Here is a 19,023-nt window from a genome sequence, read left to right on the forward strand (position 1 = left end):
CCTTATTCTGCCGGCTCAAACTGACCGGCGAGGATGTCGCGGATGCGCGCCTCTTGGATGTCGTCATGCTCGGCAATGACAACGACCCGGCCCAGACGGTTTTCTTCCGCCTTCCAGGGGCGGTCGAACTGATGACGCACGCGCGCGCCAACGGCCTGCACCAGCAGGCGCATCGGTTTGCCTGCAACGGCGGCATAGCCTTTGACGCGCAGAATGTTCAGCTCGTTGGCCAGACGTTCGATCCGATCAACCAGTTCTTGTGGGTCGGTCAGCTCGGGCAGCTCAACCACGATGCTTTCAAAGTCATCATGCTCGTGGTCGTGGTGGCCGTCGTGATGGCTGGGGCGCGCTTCCATGTCGTCTTCGGCCGCAGCTTCCAGACCCAGAACAACACGCACATCTACGACGCCCTCGGCCACCTCGACCACGGGCAGCGGGCGGGGGGCTTCGGCTGCGATGATCTCTTTGGCTTTGGCGATGCCATCGGGGCCTGCCAGATCCGGTTTGGTCAGCAGGATGATATCCGCGCAGGAAATCTGGTCTTCGAAGACTTCGGACAGGGGCGTCTCGTGATCAAGGCTGTCATCGGCCAGGCGCTGCGCGTCCACCGCCTCGACGTTGGGGGCGAAACGGCCTGCGGCGACGGCTTCGGCATCGGCCAGAGCGATCACACCGTCGACGGTGATTTTCGAGCGGATATCGGGCCAGTCGAAGGCTTTCAGCAGCGGCTTGGGTAGCGCCAGACCGGATGTTTCGATCAGGATGTGCTCGGGGCGCGGCTCTAGCGCCATCAGAGCTTCGATGGTCGGGATGAAGTCATCGGCCACGGTGCAGCAGATGCAACCGTTGGCCAGTTCCATGATGTTCTCGGCAGGGCAATCCGGGATCGCGCAGGATTTCAGGATTTCGCCATCGACGCCAACATCGCCAAACTCGTTGACGATCACGGCCAGGCGCTTGCCTTGCGGGTTCTGCATCAGGTGACGCACAAGCGTTGTTTTGCCCGAACCAAGGAAGCCGGTGATGACAGTGACGGGAAGTTTTTCGAGGGTCGACATGGGTCAGGCTCCGATCGGGGGGATGCGCGCGGCGCAGTTTTTGCGGAAATGGACGGGACGCTCGCGCCAGGGCACAATCCCGTCGGCGGTGGCGTGGTATTTGGTGGCGCCTTCGACGATGACATCGACGTCGTCGGCCTCGTTCAGGTTTTCATAGACAAAGGTCCAGCGCGACGGCCCGCCGCGCAGCACGACCGAGCAACCCTGATCGCAGTTGGACAGGCATTCGACGGCTTTCAATTGGACACCTTCAGGCAGCTCTGCCTCTTCCAGTGCCTTGTGCAAAAGCGTGCCGGGTCGTTGGTTGTCGTCCTCGATGGGCAGACCACGGCGGCACGTAGTGCAGACCAGCAGCTCGACTGGTGCAAAATCACTCATCTCTCTCATCCCCCCTTGGGTTTCGGGGGACGGGGTATGCGCGGGCCATCAGCCCGTCACCGGAACACCCCGTCCGGTTTGGTCTTTCAGGTGTTGGCAGGTCTCCCGGCTTGCGGATGTCAGAGAGGCGTCTCTGTCGGGCGACCCGCCTTCCCGGCCTGATTGGCCAGTGGCTTGGGCACCCTCTCCGGTCACGGTCGCGGGGGCGGCTGTGTTTAATCGGCTGGACGCCGAATGACACATTCCCTTTTCATCTGTTTGCACAGACACCAACGCAAGCGACATGGGGCATGCGGGCAGGCCTTGTCAAGCTTGGGACAGGTGCCAGAGCAGCGGGGCAGAGAAAAGCGACCGGATGCAGTCAGCCAGCGGCATTACCATCGAGCCGATCCCGCAGCCAGGCGATGAACAGCTGGGCTGAGGCGGACTGTGTCGCCGGTTCTTCTGCATGAATCAGATAGTGCGACTGCGCAAAGGGAATCGCAGGCCCCGCGATTTGCAATGGCGCGCCCTGGTCGATGGCGTTCCGGGCGAACCGGCTGAGGATCGTGGCATAGCCTGCACCGCCCATGACCAATTGCAGGGCAGCGACCGTTGTATCCACCGAATGGCGGGGCGTTTTTTGAGCCGGGGGCAGGCCGTGCGCCTCGAAATACCGGGCCCAGTTGTCTTCGTAGCCAAGGATATGGATCAATGGCCCGGATTGCAGCGCATCAACGCTTGGTTTCGGGGCATCTGCACGACAGACCGGAACGATGGTTTCATCACACAGTTTTTCGGCCCGCAGACCGGGCCAATCGCCATAGCCCAGGCGGATTTCCACATCGACATCATCAACCTTGGTGCTGTCGGCCCAGATATTGGAAACAAGGCGCACGGGGATGTCGGGATAGAGCGTGTTGAACGCGGGCAGCTCTGCCGCGATCCAATAGGTTGCCGTGGAAATGGCCGCGCGAATGGTCAGGGTCTGGCGACTGTCGCCGCCAAACAGCGCATTGGTGCTGAGCGAGATGTCCGACAGTGCGCGGCGCACGGTCAGCGCATAAGACTGCCCCAACTCGGTCAGCTCCAACCGGCGCGCGGCGCGGGTGAAGAGTTTTGCGCCCAGATTTCCCTCAAGTGAGCGGATGTGCAGGGACACCGCAGTCTGCGTCAGCCCCAGTTCGCGTCCGGTTTCGGTAAAGTTCAGATGCCGGGCGGCGGCCTCGAACGTGCGCAGCCAGATCGGGTTGGGAAGTCGGTCCATTTATCACCAAAAAAATTTAGACATTTACTGCATTATTATTCATTTCTCTTGGCACATGTCACGCGGAATACTCTGCTCCAGAATCGTATACACGGGCATGCTGCCCGTTTGGGAGGATACATCATGAAAGTTGGCTTCATCGGTCTGGGCAACGTGGGCGGCAAGCTCTCGGGCTCGCTTCTGCGCAATGGCATCGATCTGACGGTGCACGATCTGAGCGCGGCGTTGGTTGATGACTTTGTTGCGCGTGGGGCCAGCCGGGGCGAAAGCCCGGCGCAGCTGATGCGCGATTGCGACGCAGTGATCACCTGTCTGCCGTCGCCCGCAGCATCGGACGCGGTGATGCAGGAAATGCTGCCCGAGGTCACCGAAGGCAAAATCTGGATGGAGATGTCCACGACGGATGAAGCAGAAGTCAAACGTTTGGGAGCCATGGTGATCGAACGGGGCGGGGCGGCTGTGGATTGCCCGGTGTCCGGCGGGTGCCACCGGGCCGACACCGGCAACATCTCGATCTTTGCGGGCTGTGATCGCGAGACGTTCGAACGCATCTTGCCGTTCCTGACCACCATGGGCCGCCGTGTCCTGCACACGGGTGATCTGGGCTCGGCTTCGATCCTGAAAGTTGTCACCAACTATCTGGCTACTGCGAACCTGGTCACCTGCTGCGAGGCGCTGGTGACAGCCAAGGCGGCGGGCATGGACCTGAACACCACTTATGAGGCGATGAAGATCAGCTCAGGCACGTCTTTTGTGCATGAGACCGAAAGCCAGGTGATCCTGAACGGTTCGCGCGATATCTCTTTCACCATGGACCTTGTGAAAAAAGACGCGGGTCTGTTCCACGAGGTGGCCAAACGCAACAATGTACCGTTGGAGATCGCACCTATGCTGGTGGACATCTTTGATGACGGCATCGCGCGCTATGGCGAGCGTGAGCTGTCGCCCAACATCATCAAACGTCTGGAAGAGGCCACCGGCCTGGACATTCTTGCTCCCGGCTTCCCGCCGGAAATGCTGGATGATGAGCCCGAAGAGCCGGGGTACGAGGTCATCCCGCAAGGCACGGAGCAGCAGGCGGCTGAATAGCAAGGCCGCACGTCCTGCGCCAACTGAAATGAAAGACCCAAGGTCAGCCTTGGGTCTTTTTTGTTGCGCACCTTGGGGGCCTGCGTCACCCGGAACCATTGAAAACGGCTGTTAATCCCATAGGCTCAAACTTGTCTGACCCAAGACCACATGTTCATCCCGGTGTTTTATCCCAGATAGGGGGTCTGAATGTTCGAAGGGTTCTCAGCCGAGACGCTGGCGCGGATGCAGTTTGCGTTTACCGTGTCCTTTCACATCATCTTTCCTGCGTTTTCGATCGGATTGGCAAGCTATCTGGCGGTGCTCAACGCGCAATGGCTGCGCACGCGTGATCAGGTTTTTCTGACGCTTTTCAACTACTGGAAAAAGATCTTTGCCGTGGCTTTTGGCATGGGCGTCGTGTCGGGCATCGTCATGTCGTACCAGTTTGGCACCAACTGGGCGGTGTTTTCGGAAAAGGCCGGGCCGGTCATTGGCCCTCTCATGGCTTATGAGGTGCTGACCGCCTTTTTCCTTGAGGCGGGGTTTCTGGGCATCATGCTCTTTGGCCGCGACAAGGTGGGCGAGGGGCTGCATATGATGGCCACAGCCCTGGTCGCGATTGGCACGCTGACCTCGGCCACCTGGATCCTGAGCGTCAACAGTTGGATGCAGACGCCTGCGGGGTATGACATCAACGATTTGGGACAGTTCATCCCGGTGGATTGGTGGGCCATCGTGTTCAACCCGTCGTTCACGCATCGCCTGGCCCATATGGTGCTGGCCGCTTATCTTACGACCGCCTTTGTGGTGGCTGGCGTTGCGGCCTGGCAGTTGCTGCGCGGGCGGGCGACAGATGGCACGCGCAAGATGTTTTCCATGGCGATGTGGATGGCCGCCATCGTGACCCCGATCCAGATTTTCGCCGGGGATTCCCACGGGCTCAACACGCTGGAGCACCAGCCGGTGAAGGTCATGGCGATGGAGGGGCATTTCGAAAGCCACCCTGACGGGGCGCCGCTGATCCTGTTTGGGTTCCCGAACCAAAAGGAAAAGCGCGTCGATTACGCAATCGAGATCCCCAAGCTCTCGTCGCTGATCCTGAAACATGACCTCAACGCGCCGCTGGATGGTTTGGATACGGTGCCCGATGACGAGGAACCGCCCGTTGCCATCGTGTTCTGGTCGTTCCGGGTCATGGTTGGCATTGGCTTTGCCATGTTGGGGTTAGGGCTCTGGAGCCTGCTGCAGCGGATGCGAGGGCGACTTTACACCTCAACCTGGCTGCACCGCGCGGCTGTTTTGATGGGACCAACCGGATTTATTGCAGTCTTGGCAGGCTGGGTCACGACCGAGGTTGGACGGCAGCCCTATACGGTTTACGGGCTACTTCGCACCTCAGATTCGCTGTCCCCGGTCGAGGCACCTGCGGTGGCAACGTCGCTGCTGATGTTCATCATGGTCTATTTCTTCGTCTTTGGTGCGGGCACCTACTACATCCTGCGTTTGATGCATAAAGCACCCGGAGAGGGCAGTGATGATCCAACTCGCGCCGGGCCCTTGCGCACGGCTGGGATTGTCCCGCCCGCGCAATATGACGCCTCAAAGACTGGCTCATAAGGAGGATGGATATGCTGGATCTTCCAACAATCTGGGCGGGTATCATCGCCTTTGCCGTGCTCACCTATGTGGTGCTGGACGGGTTCGACCTGGGCATCGGCATCCTGTTTCCCTTTGCCAAAGCCAAGAAAGACCGCGACGTGATGATGAACTCGGTCGCGCCGGTCTGGGACGGGAACGAGACCTGGTTGGTGATGGGAGGTGGCGGGCTTTTTGCCGTCTTCCCCGTGGCCTATGCCATCGTCATGCCCGCGCTTTACATGCCGATCATCGTCATGCTGCTGGCACTGGTGTTTCGCGGCGTGGCGTTTGAATACCGCTGGCGGACCGAGCGTTGGCGCGGCGTTTGGGACGCGGCCTTTATCGGCGGATCGACCGTCGCGGCCTTTTGTCAGGGCGTGGCCCTTGGCGGGCTGGTGCAGGGGATCGAGGTCGTGGACCGCGCCTATGCGGGCGGCTGGTGGGATTGGCTGTCGCCGTTTTCGATCCTCACCGGTTTTGCTCTTGTCGTGGGGTACGCCCTTTTGGGGGCGACCTGGTTGGTGATGAAAACCGAAGGCGATTTGCAAGCGGCCATGCGCGCGCGGGCCTTGCCATTGGGTGTCGCCACCTTTGCCCTGATCGGCCTGGTGAGCTTGTGGACCCCGTTCCAGGATCCAGCCTATTTCCAGCGCTGGTTCACCTTCCCGGCGATCCTGTATTCCGGTGTCGTGCCGGTGCTTTTGGCGTTTGCCGGATACATGCTGTATCGCGGGCTGACATCGGGGCGGGACGTGATGCCGTTTCTTGCCAGCCAATCCGTGTTCGTGATCAGTTTCATTGGCATCGGGATCAGCTTTTACCCCGACATGGTGCCGCCCTCGGTCACCATCCATCAGGCCGCCGCGCCAGATGAAAGCCTGGCCTTCGCGCTTGTTGGGACGGTCATTCTGGTGCCGATGATCCTGGCTTATACGGCTTACGCCTATTGGGTGTTTCGCGGCAAGATCGACCCCGACGCGGGTTATCATTGATGGCGCGCCAGACTTGGAAACGCCTGGCCTGGTTCGTGGCCATCTGGGGCGCGTCTGTCTTGTGCGTTCTGGCCTTGGCCTGGGGAATCCGGCTGATGATCCCGGCTTAGGTATTTGGATCAAGCGTTCCGCTGCCTTGCCCCTTTGTCCCGGGGGCGGTCGGCGTGTGTTCGGGCTTTCCAAGCAAACGCCAGAACAGGGACTTGGGCAGGCGTTTCCCGATGGTGAACAGCCACGAGAATGGCGCGGGGAAGTTGACTTCCAGCCGGTTTGACCGCATCGCGTTCATCACGTTGGACGCCGCCTCCTCGGGGGTCTGGATCATGGGCATGCGAAACCCGTTCTTGGCGGTCAGGCGCGTTTTGATAAAGCCCGGATTGACCACCTGGACCAGCAAGGGACTGTCACGCAGATCGGCTTGCAACGACTCGCCCAGGTGCATCAATGCGGCTTTGCTGGCGCCATAGCCAATGGACCCGGGCAGCCCCCGGTGTCCGGCCAGCGACCCGATCAACACCACATGACCTGCTCCTTTTGCAACAAAGCGCGGAACGACATGGCCCAATACCCGAACCGCACCCATGAAGTTTGCCTCGCACATGGCCTCGACAGCTTTGGACTGCCAGTCAGTGGCGGGGATCGGGTCATATTGGCCGACACAGTAGATCACGCCATCCAGATCACCGATCTGGGTCATGGCCTGGGCAACGGCATCCGTGTCAGTGACGTCCATCGGCACGATCTGTGCCCCACCTGAGGCTTGGGCGACCGCGGCCAGGCGGTCCGCATTGCGCGCCGACAGGATCAGGCGCGCCCCGGCCCGGTGCAGGTCCTTGGCGATCGCCTCGCCCAGCCCCTCGCTGGCACCGACAATCCAATAGCTCTTGTTTTCGAACATGTCAGTTCCCTTTAGGGCGAATGGTGGCAATCAGCTCGGCTACCTTGACGCCGAATTTGCGCATTTCCGAGCGGTTCATGATCGTGCCGTTGTCCATCAGGTACATCCAGTCGACGACATCCAGAACATGCCCGCCGGCGGCTTCGGTCAGGCGGATGGAATAGGTCAGGCGCACGGTCGCGCCGTTCATCTGGCCCTGACCCACGCCCACGATGTCGTCAGCGGTTGCGGTAAAGGAGCCATTTTCGCCCATGGTCAAAAACCATTTGCGGTTCTGGATGGTGCCGTTGTCATAGTGGAACATCTCGCCCAACTCTCCGCTGTTGCCGTCCCAGACTCCTGTGAAATCTGCCACAAAGCGCGAAGTAGCCCGCCCGTTCGGGCCAAAGATCACACCCTCGGATTCCAGTTCGCCCGACAGGTGCTGGCGCAGGTCAAAACTGGGCCCGGTGTCGGAATAATCCTCAGGCTTTTGCGCCCGGAACGAGAAGCCGGGGCGCCACAGGATCAGGGCAAGCAGTCCAAGCAGAATGATCAGAGCGGTTTTCATTGGTCCATGACCTGCGGCGGAAGGTGAAACAGAAACCAGATTGCGACGGCCTTGATCAGGCAGGGCAATACAGCATAGGCAAAGTTCAGGGCGCTCAGGGCCGAGGGGGTATTTGTCTGCCCGGCCTCGAACCCGGTCCACGACAGGTAGGGCAGTACCAGGGCCGCGGCCAGGGCCAGCGACATTTTGAGCGTGAAGGACCAGATGCCAAAGGCTTGCCCAGCCTTGAGGTCGGCGCGTTGCAAGGTCGACGCAAACAGGATCGGCAGGATGACCATATCCGCTCCCAAGGCCGCTCCCGATGCGATGCAGATCAGGGCAAAGGGCAGGGCGGCGCCTGCGGGCAACAGGGCGGCCCCCACAAAACTGAGGATGGCCAAAGACATGGCCGGGATCAGAATGCGGCGTGCACTGTGTCTGCGCACAAGCCGGGTCCAGATCGGAACCGAGAGGCCCGAGGCCACGAAGAACAACAGTAGAAATGGACCGGCAAGATCGGTCAGCTGCAAGCGGTCTTCGACAAAGAACAGAAACAGGGTCGATGTGATGGCGACCGGCAGGCTGTTGATCAGTGCCAGGGCCAGCAACTGCCGGATGCCAGGCTGTTTCAGATCGGCAAAGCCAAAACTGGCAGCCGGTTCATTTGCAGAGCTCCACAACCCGCGTGTGGTCAGCGCGACGATGCCTAGGAACAGACACAGCAGCACACCAAAGGCAGCATAGCTCTGACCAAAAGCCAGAAGCACCGTTGGTGCGGTTGTGGCCAGAATGATGCCCAGGATCGCACCGCCCTCGCGGTAGCCCGCAAGCTCATAAAGCTTTGCGCGACTGTCCCCGCCTGCCAAGGCAACTGTCTGTCCGTAAAACAGGATCGAGCCCAGGCTATACGCGGTGAAGAGCAACACAAGTGAGGTCACCAGCCAGGGCATGATCGGGATCGGTGCTGTCAGGGTGAACAGGCACAGAAACCCCACAGCCATCCCCGACAGGGCCAGCGTGGCAAAGCGTTTGCGCAGCGACGGCCAACGATCCACCACCCAGCCAAGAGCGGGATCTTGGACAAAATCCAACACCCGAATGCCAATCAGCAAGAGGCCGATCGTTGCCAGGCTCAGCCCCAATTCGCTTGAGGCGAACCGCGGCAGGTGGATGTAGAGAGGCAGCCCCGCAGCGGCCAGCGCCATGGAGAACAGTGAGACCTGTGCGCGTTGCATTATTCCCCTCGGAGTCTTTTGGACAGTCGCGCCGAGCGGCTTTGATCTGACAGCCAAATTCCCAGGAACCGCTCGCGGATCTGCGTGTGGCGCAAATCGCAGGTTTTGATGCCGTTGAACCAGAGCGTCACTTGGTTGGCAGATATGGATTGCGCGATGAAATGGTCCCCGGCCGATGCGTTGCGATAGCAGGGTTCAAGCTTGCGCGCGATCTGAGGGTGATCGGCGCGTTTGCCTTCGATGCGCTCCAACTCGGCCATGGTGGCGGTCAGAAACGCGTCCTGTTTGATGGTGCGGGCATAAATCAGGCGCAACGCAACCGGGTTTTGCCAATCGAACTGGGCACCCGCCGGGGTGAAAAGTGTCGCGTCATAAAGTGGGAACCCATACCACCGCATCGTGACTTCGCCGCGTGCGGCGGCCTGTGGCACCGCCGAAGAGATGACATTCATGCCCTTTTCCGCCCAGGCGGGTAGCGCGGGCAGGGCCATAAGGGTCGCTAACGCGAGGGGTAGGATCTTAGGCATGAGATAACTCCACTTGCACAACGTCCGTGCCCTTGGTCGCAAAGGATGCGGCACAGATTTCCAGGTAATACCGCCAGCTGCGGATGAAGCGGTCGGAATAGCCGATGGCCTTGATCCGCTCGATCTGATCGCTTAGCCGTTCGGCCCAGATCCGGCAGGTGGCGGCGTAATCAGCACCAAAAGAATAGCTCTCACGCACCTCCAGGCCGACCTCGCGCGCCTGGTGCGAGATCACGGCGTCCGACAGCAGCATGCCGCCTGGGAAGGTGTATTGGCGGATGTAGTCCGAGCGACGACGGTAGATGTCAAAATTGCTGTCGGGCACGGTGATGGCCTGCACCACGGCCCGTCCATCCTCGGCCAGGCAGGATTTGATCTGGCCGAAATACTGCGGCCAATAGCGTTCCCCGACGGCCTCGATCATCTCGATCGAGACGATGTTGTCGTATTTGCCGCTCTCGGCGCGATAGTCGCGCAGGACGATGTCGGCGCGCCCGTCAAGGCGGGCGTCGGCATAGCCTTTTTGAGCACGCGAGATGGTCAGCCCGGTGACATGGCGCCCCCGTTCAGCGGCGCGTTCGGCAAACCCACCCCAGCCACAGCCGATTTCCAGCGTCCGCTCGCCTTGTGTGAGACGATCCAATACGCGGTCGTACTTGCGCTGCTGGCCGCGTTCCAGATCGGTGTCATCGTCGGTGAACAGGGCCGAGGAATAGGTCATCGAGCGATCGAGCCAAAGCTGATAGAACTCGTTGCCCACATCGTAATGCGCCCGGATGTTGCGGGACGAGCCGCGTCTGGAGTTTGTGCGCAGCAGCCGGTCGATGGCGCGGAACTTGAGCCGGTTGAGCACACTGGGTTCCACGTAGTCCGAGAAGTGATCCGCATTGCCCAAGGCAACCGTGGCGACATCTTCGATTGATGGTGTTTCCCACAGGCCGTCGACATAGGCCTCGCCCAGGCCGACATCCCCGCGCGCCGCCAGCGCCGAAATCACCGACCAATCACGGATCACCATCTCGGATTCCACGCCGTCGGTGCCAAAATGATGCACGCTTCCTTCAGGGGTGTGGATGGTCACGCGCCCTGTCTTAATCTGGCTGACAGCGTCCAGAAAGTCGTTCTTCACACGTTTGCTGACATAGAACACGCGCTCGTCTCCTCGTTCGGGGGGGATGGGCGGGGACGATAGACCGCGCCTTTGAGTTTCAGTTTCAGGGCCTGCCAGTAAATCAGCGAGATCGTTCGGAGCGTCCCTAAGGGTCGCCGGATCAACGCTCGCAACACCGAGGTGTTGGTCATTGGCGCGCGGCGACCCGAAAGGGTGGCAATCACGCCTTGGTCGCCGTTCTTGTGTTCGATGCGGATCGAGATGCGGTCTTGATCCACCAGAAAGTTGAACCGATAGGTGCCCGAAACATCCTGAAACGGGGACACATGCATCAGCTTGACTGCGGTGATCGTGTCCTTGGGCGATATCGGCGCAAAGCCGGGCAGATGGCACAAATAGCTGTGTCGATCGCCAAAGGTGTTGTTGGTTTCCGCGATCACGCACACCAGGTCATCGCCCTCGTGGACCAGCCAAAAACTGACCGGGTTGAACTGATAGCCCAGACAGGTGGGTTGGGTCAGAAGCGTGATCTTGGCAGGACGGTCCAGACCAGCAGCGCGCAACTGCTCTAACGCCCAGCTGAGGCCAACACCGTTGCCCCGCTCGCCGCCGTGATGGCGATCATGTACGGCAAAAAGGTTGAAGCGGTTGCGCGAAAACAGTGCGGGACCTGCGCGCTCTTCAGGGTCGATCAGCACAAAGTCGACGCCATAGCGGAAAGCGTTGCTGATCTCTCCCATCCGGGCATGGGTCGTGGACCCCGCGATATGATCGGGCCAGGCAGTCATACGAACTGCGCCTCAAGCGCACGGGCAACCCGCACCGCGCTAGCGAACCCGTCCTCGTGGAACCCGTTGCGCAGCCATGCGCCGGTGAACCAGGTGTTGTTCTGCCCCTGCATCGCAGCGATGCGTTTTTGCGCCTTGAGCGCTGCACTGTCGAACACCGGGTGACGAAAGACGTTCTGATCATAGATCAAGGCTTCGTTCACCGGTTTGGCCGGATTGAGCGAGACAAAAAGCGGATCGCTGTCGGGTATGTTCTGCAAGCGGTTCATCCAATACGACACACCAATGGCGCGACTCGTGTCGGTGGTGTCGGCCTTGTAGACCCAACTGGACCAACAGGCCTTGCGCTTGGGCATCTGCGTGGTGTCCCGGTGCAAGACCATCAGGTTGTCTTGGAACCCAACATCCGACAGCGCCGACTGCTCGGCCTTTGTAGGGCGGTTCAGCATCCTGAGCGCCTGATCGGGATGGCAGCCAAAGACCACTTGGTCAAAGCGCTCGGGTTCGCGTCCCTCGACCATCACGGTGGCGCTGACGCCGTCGCGGTGAACGGACTGCACAGGGGTGCCCGAACGCAACATTACCCCGTTGAGGCTGAGATGATGGATCAGGCGGTCCACGTATTCCTTGCTGCCACCCTTGACGGTCCACCATTGGTGTTGTCCGCGGAAATTCATAAGCGCGTGGTTGCGAAAGAACCGAACCAGCGTCTCGGCGGGAAAGTTGCGGATCTCTTGCGCAGGCGACGACCAGATCGCGCCGCAAAAGGGCATCAGGTAGTAATCCTGAAACCATTTTCCCAACTTCAGATCGTCGACCAACTCGCCAATGGTGATGTCGTCATTTTTGGCCATGTCCTCGGCCTGCGCGTTGAACCTGAAGATATCGTTGATCATGCGATAAAATGACGGTTTGAGCGCGTTGCTGCGTTGACCCAAAAGGGCATTCAGGCCACGCAGTGCGTATTCCACGCGCCCATCATCGACGCTGACGCCAAAGCTCATGTTGCTTTTCTGGACCGGCACGTTGAGATCCTGAAACATCCGCGTCAGATGCGGATAATTGGCGTAGTTGAACACTATGAAGCCGGTGTCGACCGGCTGATCCCCGCGGATCCCGGCAGTAAACGTGCGCGCATGCCCCCCAAAACGCGGCTCAGCCTCGTAAAGAGTGACGCGATGCGTGCGTGACAGCAGGTAGGCAGTGGCCATCCCGGAAATTCCGCCACCGATAACTGCGATCTTTCTACTTGGCTGCGGTGCTAAATCGAATGACATATGCGTTCCTGTCTAGTGTTTTGAACTGACTACGCCCGGTTGCTGCGATTGGATCATAAATAACTGATCCAATTGTTCTCTTGTCGCGTAACCCATGTATGATGACCTTCGAACTGGACTACGCACCGGATGAAGAACTGGCGGGGCAGGCGCCGATTGCGACTGCTGTGCGCTCAAACAGGGCTGCTCGACACGTGACCTCAGAGCCGACGAAAGAGTATTCGCCTCAGACGCAGTGGATGATCGCGGTGCGCGATCACCAGGATAAATCTGCGTATCTGCAGCTGTTCGACTACTTTGCGCCTCGTTTGAAGGGGTATCTGATGAAGTCGGGCATGTCCGATGCACAGGCCGAAGACATCGTACAGGACGCGATGCTGTCGGTTTGGCGCAAAGCGCATCTGTTCGACCCCCACAGGGCAGCCGTGTCCAGCTGGATCTATCAAATTGCAAGAAATCGCCAGATTGATGTGATCCGAAAGGAACGACGCCCCGTACCAGAAGAGCTCCGGCAACCTGAGGAGACCGAAGAGGACGCCTCACAGATCGTCGGGCTTGAGCAGGAATTGGGTAAACTGAGGGATGCGTTGCAAACCCTGTCGCCAGATCAGCGACAGATGATCGAGCACGCGTACCTGGGCGAGCTCAGCCATAAGGACATACAGGAAAAGACGGGCTTGCCTTTGGGCACCATCAAATCACGTATACGCCTTGGGTTGACGCGATTGCGCCACGAATTGAAAGGATTGAACAGGTCATGACGAGCATCGCTCATCATATCCCGGATCACCTGTTGCAGGCATATGCGGCAGGCACGCTGCATTATTCGATGGACATGGTTATCGCGACCCATGTGTCGATGTGTGACGATTGCAGGGTACGGTTGACTGCGCATGAATGCGCAGGTGGCGCCGTTCTGGAAGAGGCTCGCTCGGTCGACGTGTCGCAAAACATGCGTGCAGGCGTACTTGCGGCGCTGGACGCCCCGTGTGACATGCGCCCGCCCCGCCGGGCCTCTGGTGTGTTCCCGGCCCCGGTGATGGAGGCGTTGTCCGGTCAGCCGCCAAAATGGCAGAAGATGGGGGCAGGCGTGCGCCAGTCGCTGCTGCACGCGGACAAGGCAGGCAGCGTTCGGCTTTTGTACATCCCTGGTGGCCAGGCAGTGCCGGACCACGGGCATCACGGCCTGGAATTGACCTTGGTCCTGCAAGGCGCCTTCTCGGACGAAGGCGGTCGTTTTGGTGTGGGCGATGTCGAGGTGGCGGATGCCAGTGTCGAACACACGCCGATTGCCGAGATCGGCCCGGCCTGCATTTGTCTCGCCGCCACCGAAGGATCGCTCAAGTTCAACGCGTTGATTCCCAGATTGCTGCAGCCGTTCTTGAAAATCTGACCAGACCGTTTCGCCGCCTTTGAAAACGCTGTGCGCTCGATTGCAGCGCATATCTACGAGGGAATGAAGTTTCTGGCGCGTATCCAATCTGGCGCGTATCCAAAATGATGGGCGGACACTGGCGTGTTTGCCGCCATCATGTGCGCTGAACCACCCATTGCAAGCAATCTGAGCTGGTCTGCAGGGTGTATTTCCCAAGGGTTAGGTCGCTCCAGTTAGAGTTGGATGTTGATCGATCGAAACCCCGCCGGGCGCCCGCATCAAATTTGCGTCTCAAGATTGATTTTTGACCCTTGCAGTCCATCCCGGAATGGTGCTAATCGCCCGGAACAGCCAGAGTGCCCCTATAGCTCAGCTGGTAGAGCAACTGATTTGTAATCAGTAGGTCCGCGGTTCGAGTCCGTGTGGGGGCACCATAACAGACATCCCTGTCTGTAATCTTCTCTAAAGCTTTGAATGGTAAGGCTATTTGTGGGGTTCTAGGTCCCTCAAAACGGTCGTATTGGATGCGGTCTGCGAAGGCCAGTTTGAGTGCTGTGCGGCGCAGGGCAGTTTGACCGGTTTCCCAGAGTTTCCAAGGGTTTGCGAGGAAAGTCAGGACCGGTTCTAGTTTTTCCTCGTAAGTTCCTTTCGGTTCAGACTGATTTGCCAGTTGTTCGCCCAAGATGATTTTCTGTTTTTCCAAAGCGCTGATCTTGGTCTCATAGGTGCCGATCACTGTGGCATTAGTTGATTCCATGATGCGCGACAGCAGGGTATCGATATGCTTATCCAACGCGCGGAGCTGGTCCTTGCCTGACTTGATGGCCTCTTCCGCCTGAGCGCGACGTTGGTCCCACGCGTGGCGGAACATGGCCTTGGCGAGCGCAACGAGTTGTCTGGTTGGTTGCAGGGTCTTGATCATCGCCCCAACATCACCTTCGACCTTGTTGCGCGCGATGGATTTGCCGTAGCTGGCACAGGTTTTGGTCTGGCAGAGATAGTAGGCGTAGGACTTGCTGCGGCCAGTGCTGTACGACGAACGCAGAGGCGTACCGCAATCGGCACAGCAGACAAAGCCACGCAAAGCGAACTCGTTTCCGATGTTCTTGCGCATAGGGGCCTTAGCGATGCCGCGCAGGCGCTCCTGCACTTTCTCGAATGTCTCAACCGAGATCAGCGCATCGTGATGTCCTTTGAGCCAATCGATGCCGTAGTTTTCTGAGCAGATGTACCCAGTGTAAAGCGGATTGATGAGAACGTCTTTGACTCGCTGTCGGGTTATTTCACCCTTCTTGTTGCGCGGAAAGTCCGGGAAGGTCTCAAAAAAGCGCTGGATTTCCGCCTGCGTTTCAAACCGGCCCATAGCATAGCCCTCGAAGGCATCGCGCACGATGACGGCCAAAGGCTCGTCAGGGAACAGCATCTTGCCCCGGCCTTTAACGGTCTGATATTTGTAGCCAACCGGCGCATTGTGAATCCAATAGCCTGACTGCATCCTTGCCTTCATCTTTTGCGCCACCTGACGCCCGTTTTGCTTGCGCTCGAGCGCGCCTTGGGCGGCCATGATCGTCTCAATGAACTCGCCTTCTGGCGTGTCGTCGAACTTGAAGTTTAGACATTCGACCTGAACCCGGCGAAGACGGAAGGCATCACGCAAGTCAAGGAAGGCACGCGTGTCGCGGCTGGCGCGTTTGAGATCATCGAAGATCACCACAAAGCGCTCATGGGGTTGCGCATCGATGAAGCTCAGCATTGCCACCATGCCGGGACGTGCCATGAAGTCACCACCGCCGGTCATGGTCTCGGGAAAGACAGCGGCCACTTCGAGCCCCTTGGCGGAGGCAAACTGACGGCAGCGGACCTCCTGGGATTCGAGCCCATGGCCATCCTGTTCCTGCGTTTTGGAAGAGACACGACAGTAAATGACCGCTTTGGCAGTTGTATTACTCATGGCGGCCCTCCGTTTGATCTGTTTGCGCATTTTCCAAGTCTACCATGCCCGAGGTGAGCAGGGTGTAGAGATCAGCGTCTTCTCCACAGCTTTCGTTGACGGATTTGATGTCCCAGCCAAGATCGACAAAGCCGATCACGATGGCCCAGAGGGTTTCGATCAACTCGATCTTCTGTTCATACGATGCGTTTTCGTCTTCGATATAGGGTAACCAATCGTTCACATCGAAACGCAAGGTAGGCTGCGATGGCGTCGTGTATGGGTTTGGGATGGTGTCTGGCGGTCTTGTGTCTTTCATATCTGCTCTCTTTCTATCGCGGTCTCCTTTGCTGATTCACGCACGCCGCATGCGTGAACAAAAAGGGAATACTATAGGCATATATTTCCAATTCTGGCAAGGAAATTATGAAGTTACAGGCTCGGACCGGAGCGTTGCACCTGACTGCGTGTCGCCTGACGGGCCGCACGTTCTGCGTCGCGAATGGGGATGTGGTATGTGGATTCCAGCTCTTTGCCGTGATCACGCAGCGAACGCCCCTCAGCCTCCTCAAAGGCTTCCGCCATCAGTTCCTTCGCGCCGGTCTCTGTGATGCCGTGTTGGCGCGCCATTGCTACGCCAGCGTTGTCAGCGGCTTGATAGAACGGCATGGTCGGGCCGTCCTGGATCATCTTTCCGATGGAGTGAGCATGGTGCAGCGCTTGATCTTGAGCACCTTCACGGATCATGTCCTCGCGTTCCATTAGGGCTGTCCGGGTTCGGTTCATGCTTTCGCCGTAGCGGGCAGAGCACAGGTCGCGCAAAATCACTTCACCGCGTGCACCATCGAATTTCTGATTGCGAGCGTAGGCGTGGGCATAATCGGTCAGCTTGTCGATGAAGCTGCCAGACTTGTGGATTTCGCGATTGATGATGCCAGTGATAGGCTCTGTTGCACGAATTGCGTGAGGGATTCATCTTGTGAATCCAGCGTGGTAGCTGGGATGGATGAGCAGACCTACACCCCCAACCTACAGGACCAAGAACTGGCCAGCCTATAACGAAGCGCTCAAGCGCCGGGGTTTGCTGACGATCTGGTTCGATCCTGAGATGAGCTGGGATGGCGCGCCGACATGCAGGCGTGGCCGCCAGCAAAGCTACAGCGACGCCGCTATACAGACGTGCCTTTCGATGAAGGTGCTGTTCGGGATGGCGCTCCGGCAGACAGCCGGGTTCGTCGAAAGTCTGCTGCGACTGGCTGGCCTCGACTGGACGGTGCCCGACTTCAGCACGCTGTCGCGCCGCCAGAAGACGCTGGCCGTCAATATCCCCTATCGCGGCTCCAAGGGTCCGTTGCACCTGCTAATCGACAGCACCGGCATCGAGGGCGAAGGCGAATGGCACGCCCGCAAGCATGGCGGCCCGAAACGTCGCGTCTGGCGCAAGATCCACCTCGGGATTGACGAGGAAACGCTGGAGATCCGGGCTGTTGAGATCACCGGGAGCCACATTGGCGATGCACCGGTTTTACCCGACCTGCTTGGCCAGATCCCGGCGGACCAGGAAATCGGCAGCGTCACGGCAGATGGGGCCTACGACACACGCAAATGCCACGATGCCATCGCTAACCGCAGCGCCCACGCCGTCATCCCGCCCCGCAAGAACGCCAAGCCATGGAAGACCGTCACCGCTGGCGCGGTCGCCCGAAACGAGGCCCTGCGCGCATCAAAATACCTCGGCCGTGCCCTGTGGCGACCCTCTCGGGACATGGCTTTGCCATGCCCTGCCGGGCAGTGGATGGAGCGGATACCACCGCCGAAGCCGCGTCGAAACGAAGATGCATTGTGTCAAACTGCTGGGCCAGCGGCTCATGGCGCGGGACTTCGACCGACAGGTCGCCGAGCTCCAGGTCCGCATCGCCGTCCTGAACGGCTACACCGCGCTCGGCATACCCGTCACGGAAGCTGTGAGATAAGTCCGTCCGGGGAAAGGGGAACCTCGGCGTTCAGCCGATTTGTGCAACAGAGCCGTTAGAAAGGCGACCAGCAGGTCTGCACCGATCATCCACTGGATTAGGCCGCCAAGATTTTCTCAGATTTCAAATCTTCGACCCCTTCCGCTGCCTCGCGCCTGCGCGAGGGTGGTTGTGGATGGTTTTAGGTTGGTTTGGGGTCCACCGTGACCCCCATACCCCGTTCACCGTGGACCCCGTACCGGGTTCAGGCCGGACGGGGTTCACAGTGACCCCCGTCTCAATGTCGGGCTCAGCCGTGGGGTCGAGTGTGGCCTTGAGATCGCTCAATTTCCATGTATGCCGCAGGACCAACCAAGGTCTCCATTGGGCTCGAACAGGAGATCTGACAAGTTTGGTAGGAAAATCCAGCGAATTTGTGGTGTCAATTGCCACTGAGCGGGCTTTTCCGCCGCTTGCTCCGATTGGCCTAATGTCTGCTCTGCGCAGATGGGATCTGCTAAGCGGGTGCCTCTTCATTGACCACATCAGCGAAAGATTTGAAGAATTTGGTCGCAAGTTTCTCGGCAGTGCTCTGGATCAGTCGGCTGCCCAGTTGGGCCAGCTTTCCGCCGATATCGGCCTTCGCGTTGTAACGCAGGATCGTCGTGTCGGGCCCGTCTGCCATAAGCGTGACATCAGCTCCGCCCTTGGCGTGCCCGGCGGCACCGCCATTACCCTGCCCGGTCAGCGAAAAGGCATCCGGCGCGCCTGCGGTGTCGAGTTGGACGTCTCCGCTGAATCTAGCCTTCACGGGCCCGACTTTGAGTACGACTTTTGCCTCCAATTCAGTGTCCGAATGCTTGATCAACTCTTCGCAGCCCGGAATGCATTGCTTGAGAACTTCGGGGTCGTTAAGCGCTGCGTAAACCTGCTCTTTTGGTGCGTTTATGACGATTTCGTCTGCAAGTTCCATGGGATGTCCTTTTAGCAACAGGGAAATTTGATGGTGGCCATTTGG

19 protein-coding genes, 1 tRNA gene, 2 pseudogenes and 1 riboswitch are annotated in these 19,023 nt (G+C 59.2%); of the genes and pseudogenes, 8 read left to right on the top strand and 14 right to left on the bottom strand.

What is annotated here, in order from left to right:
- Nucleotides 1–2 precede the first annotated feature (2 nt).
- From cobW to TRL7639_RS15105, 3 genes are all read right to left on the bottom strand, one after another.
- The gene (cobW, locus tag TRL7639_RS15095; RefSeq protein ID WP_085796690.1) at nt 3–1,058 is read right to left on the bottom strand and encodes a cobalamin biosynthesis protein CobW; all 1,056 of its coding nucleotides are present in this window, start codon (nt 1,056–1,058) and stop codon (nt 3–5) included.
- Nucleotides 1,059–1,061: 3 nt separating this feature from the next.
- Nucleotides 1,062–1,436 (bottom strand): DUF1636 family protein, encoded by a 375-nt coding sequence (locus TRL7639_RS15100; protein WP_085796691.1) that lies wholly within the window; start codon nt 1,434–1,436, stop codon nt 1,062–1,064.
- A gap of 78 nt (nt 1,437–1,514) precedes the next feature.
- Nucleotides 1,515–1,725: riboswitch (cobalamin riboswitch) on the bottom strand.
- Nucleotides 1,726–1,797: 72 nt separating this feature from the next.
- Nucleotides 1,798–2,682 (bottom strand): LysR substrate-binding domain-containing protein, encoded by an 885-nt coding sequence (locus tag TRL7639_RS15105; RefSeq protein WP_085796692.1) that lies wholly within the window; start codon nt 2,680–2,682, stop codon nt 1,798–1,800.
- A 123-nt stretch (nt 2,683–2,805) separates the two neighbouring features.
- Between TRL7639_RS15105 and TRL7639_RS15110 the strand changes: the two genes are divergently transcribed.
- From TRL7639_RS15110 to TRL7639_RS15125, 4 genes are all read left to right on the top strand, one after another.
- Nucleotides 2,806–3,771 carry an NAD(P)-dependent oxidoreductase gene (locus tag TRL7639_RS15110; protein ID WP_085796693.1) on the top strand — a complete coding sequence of 322 codons (966 nt, stop codon included), beginning with the start codon at nt 2,806–2,808 and terminating at the stop codon, nt 3,769–3,771.
- Between the two features lie 189 nt (nt 3,772–3,960).
- Nucleotides 3,961–5,370 carry a cytochrome ubiquinol oxidase subunit I gene (locus TRL7639_RS15115; protein WP_085796694.1) on the top strand — a complete coding sequence of 470 codons (1,410 nt, stop codon included), beginning with the start codon at nt 3,961–3,963 and terminating at the stop codon, nt 5,368–5,370.
- Between the two features lie 11 nt (nt 5,371–5,381).
- Nucleotides 5,382–6,383, top strand: coding sequence for a cytochrome d ubiquinol oxidase subunit II (cydB, locus tag TRL7639_RS15120; protein WP_085796923.1), 1,002 nt, complete (start codon nt 5,382–5,384; stop codon nt 6,381–6,383).
- Nucleotides 6,383–6,493 carry a DUF2474 family protein gene (locus TRL7639_RS15125; protein ID WP_085796695.1) on the top strand — a complete coding sequence of 37 codons (111 nt, stop codon included), beginning with the start codon at nt 6,383–6,385 and terminating at the stop codon, nt 6,491–6,493. Before cydB ends, TRL7639_RS15125 begins: the two co-directional genes overlap by 1 nt.
- On the opposite strand, the gene TRL7639_RS15130 is transcribed toward TRL7639_RS15125, so the two are convergent.
- From TRL7639_RS15130 to TRL7639_RS15160, 7 genes are read right to left on the bottom strand one after another with little or no spacing between them, the layout of a single operon-like run.
- A complete protein-coding gene (locus TRL7639_RS15130; protein WP_085796696.1) occupies nt 6,490–7,281 on the bottom strand; it encodes an SDR family NAD(P)-dependent oxidoreductase in 792 nt (263 codons plus the stop codon). The genes TRL7639_RS15125 and TRL7639_RS15130 overlap by 4 nt on opposite strands.
- A 1-nt stretch (nt 7,282) precedes the next feature.
- Nucleotides 7,283–7,831: a DUF3833 family protein gene (locus TRL7639_RS15135; RefSeq protein WP_085796697.1), complete on the bottom strand. Its 549-nt coding sequence runs from the start codon at nt 7,829–7,831 to the stop codon at nt 7,283–7,285.
- Nucleotides 7,828–9,045, bottom strand: coding sequence for an MFS transporter (locus TRL7639_RS15140; protein WP_085796698.1), 1,218 nt, complete (start codon nt 9,043–9,045; stop codon nt 7,828–7,830). The genes TRL7639_RS15135 and TRL7639_RS15140 overlap by 4 nt, the downstream gene beginning before the upstream one ends.
- Nucleotides 9,045–9,572: a chalcone isomerase family protein gene (locus tag TRL7639_RS15145; protein ID WP_110647153.1), complete on the bottom strand. Its 528-nt coding sequence runs from the start codon at nt 9,570–9,572 to the stop codon at nt 9,045–9,047. The genes TRL7639_RS15140 and TRL7639_RS15145 overlap by 1 nt, the downstream gene beginning before the upstream one ends.
- Nucleotides 9,565–10,722, bottom strand: coding sequence for an SAM-dependent methyltransferase (locus TRL7639_RS15150; protein ID WP_085796700.1), 1,158 nt, complete (start codon nt 10,720–10,722; stop codon nt 9,565–9,567). The genes TRL7639_RS15145 and TRL7639_RS15150 overlap by 8 nt, the downstream gene beginning before the upstream one ends.
- Entirely contained in the window at nt 10,698–11,471 is a 774-nt protein-coding gene (locus tag TRL7639_RS15155) for a DUF1365 domain-containing protein (RefSeq protein WP_085796701.1), read from the bottom strand. The genes TRL7639_RS15150 and TRL7639_RS15155 overlap by 25 nt, the downstream gene beginning before the upstream one ends.
- A complete protein-coding gene (locus TRL7639_RS15160; RefSeq protein WP_085796702.1) occupies nt 11,468–12,748 on the bottom strand; it encodes an NAD(P)/FAD-dependent oxidoreductase in 1,281 nt (426 codons plus the stop codon). The genes TRL7639_RS15155 and TRL7639_RS15160 overlap by 4 nt, the downstream gene beginning before the upstream one ends.
- A 98-nt stretch (nt 12,749–12,846) precedes the next feature.
- On the opposite strand from TRL7639_RS15160, the gene TRL7639_RS15165 reads away from it, so the two are divergent.
- The 3 genes from TRL7639_RS15165 to TRL7639_RS15175 all read left to right on the top strand — a co-directional run bounded on the left by TRL7639_RS15165 (nt 12,847) and on the right by TRL7639_RS15175 (nt 14,557).
- The gene (locus TRL7639_RS15165) at nt 12,847–13,509 is read left to right on the top strand and encodes a sigma-70 family RNA polymerase sigma factor (protein WP_370809061.1); all 663 of its coding nucleotides are present in this window, start codon (nt 12,847–12,849) and stop codon (nt 13,507–13,509) included.
- On the top strand, nt 13,506–14,141 hold the full coding sequence (locus TRL7639_RS15170) for a ChrR family anti-sigma-E factor (RefSeq protein ID WP_085796703.1): 636 nt from the start codon (nt 13,506–13,508) through the stop codon (nt 14,139–14,141). Before TRL7639_RS15165 ends, TRL7639_RS15170 begins: the two co-directional genes overlap by 4 nt.
- 340 nt (nt 14,142–14,481) lie before the next feature.
- Nucleotides 14,482–14,557 (top strand) — tRNA-Thr (locus TRL7639_RS15175).
- Between the two features lie 545 nt (nt 14,558–15,102).
- Here TRL7639_RS15175 and TRL7639_RS23570 read toward each other — a convergent pair.
- From TRL7639_RS23570 to TRL7639_RS15195, 3 genes and pseudogenes are all read right to left on the bottom strand, one after another.
- A pseudogene (locus tag TRL7639_RS23570) lies at nt 15,103–16,104 on the bottom strand (recombinase family protein); the annotation flags it as partial.
- Nucleotides 16,067–16,372: a hypothetical protein gene (locus TRL7639_RS15190; protein WP_085796705.1), complete on the bottom strand. Its 306-nt coding sequence runs from the start codon at nt 16,370–16,372 to the stop codon at nt 16,067–16,069. The gene TRL7639_RS15190 and the pseudogene TRL7639_RS23570, both read right to left, overlap by 38 nt.
- Before the next feature lie 113 nt (nt 16,373–16,485).
- Complete coding sequence (locus tag TRL7639_RS15195) at nt 16,486–16,839, bottom strand: hypothetical protein (RefSeq protein WP_165759823.1); 354 nt, start codon at nt 16,837–16,839, stop codon at nt 16,486–16,488.
- A 220-nt stretch (nt 16,840–17,059) separates the two neighbouring features.
- Here TRL7639_RS15195 and TRL7639_RS15200 point away from each other — a divergent pair.
- Nucleotides 17,060–18,026, top strand: a pseudogene (locus TRL7639_RS15200) (IS5 family transposase).
- Between the two features lie 496 nt (nt 18,027–18,522).
- Here TRL7639_RS15200 and TRL7639_RS15210 read toward each other — a convergent pair.
- Complete coding sequence (locus tag TRL7639_RS15210; RefSeq protein ID WP_085796707.1) at nt 18,523–18,978, bottom strand: SRPBCC family protein; 456 nt, start codon at nt 18,976–18,978, stop codon at nt 18,523–18,525.
- Nucleotides 18,979–19,023 lie beyond the last annotated feature (45 nt).

Source organism: Falsiruegeria litorea R37, assembly GCF_900172225.1.
Classification (GTDB): Bacteria; Pseudomonadota; Alphaproteobacteria; order Rhodobacterales; family Rhodobacteraceae; genus Falsiruegeria; species Falsiruegeria litorea.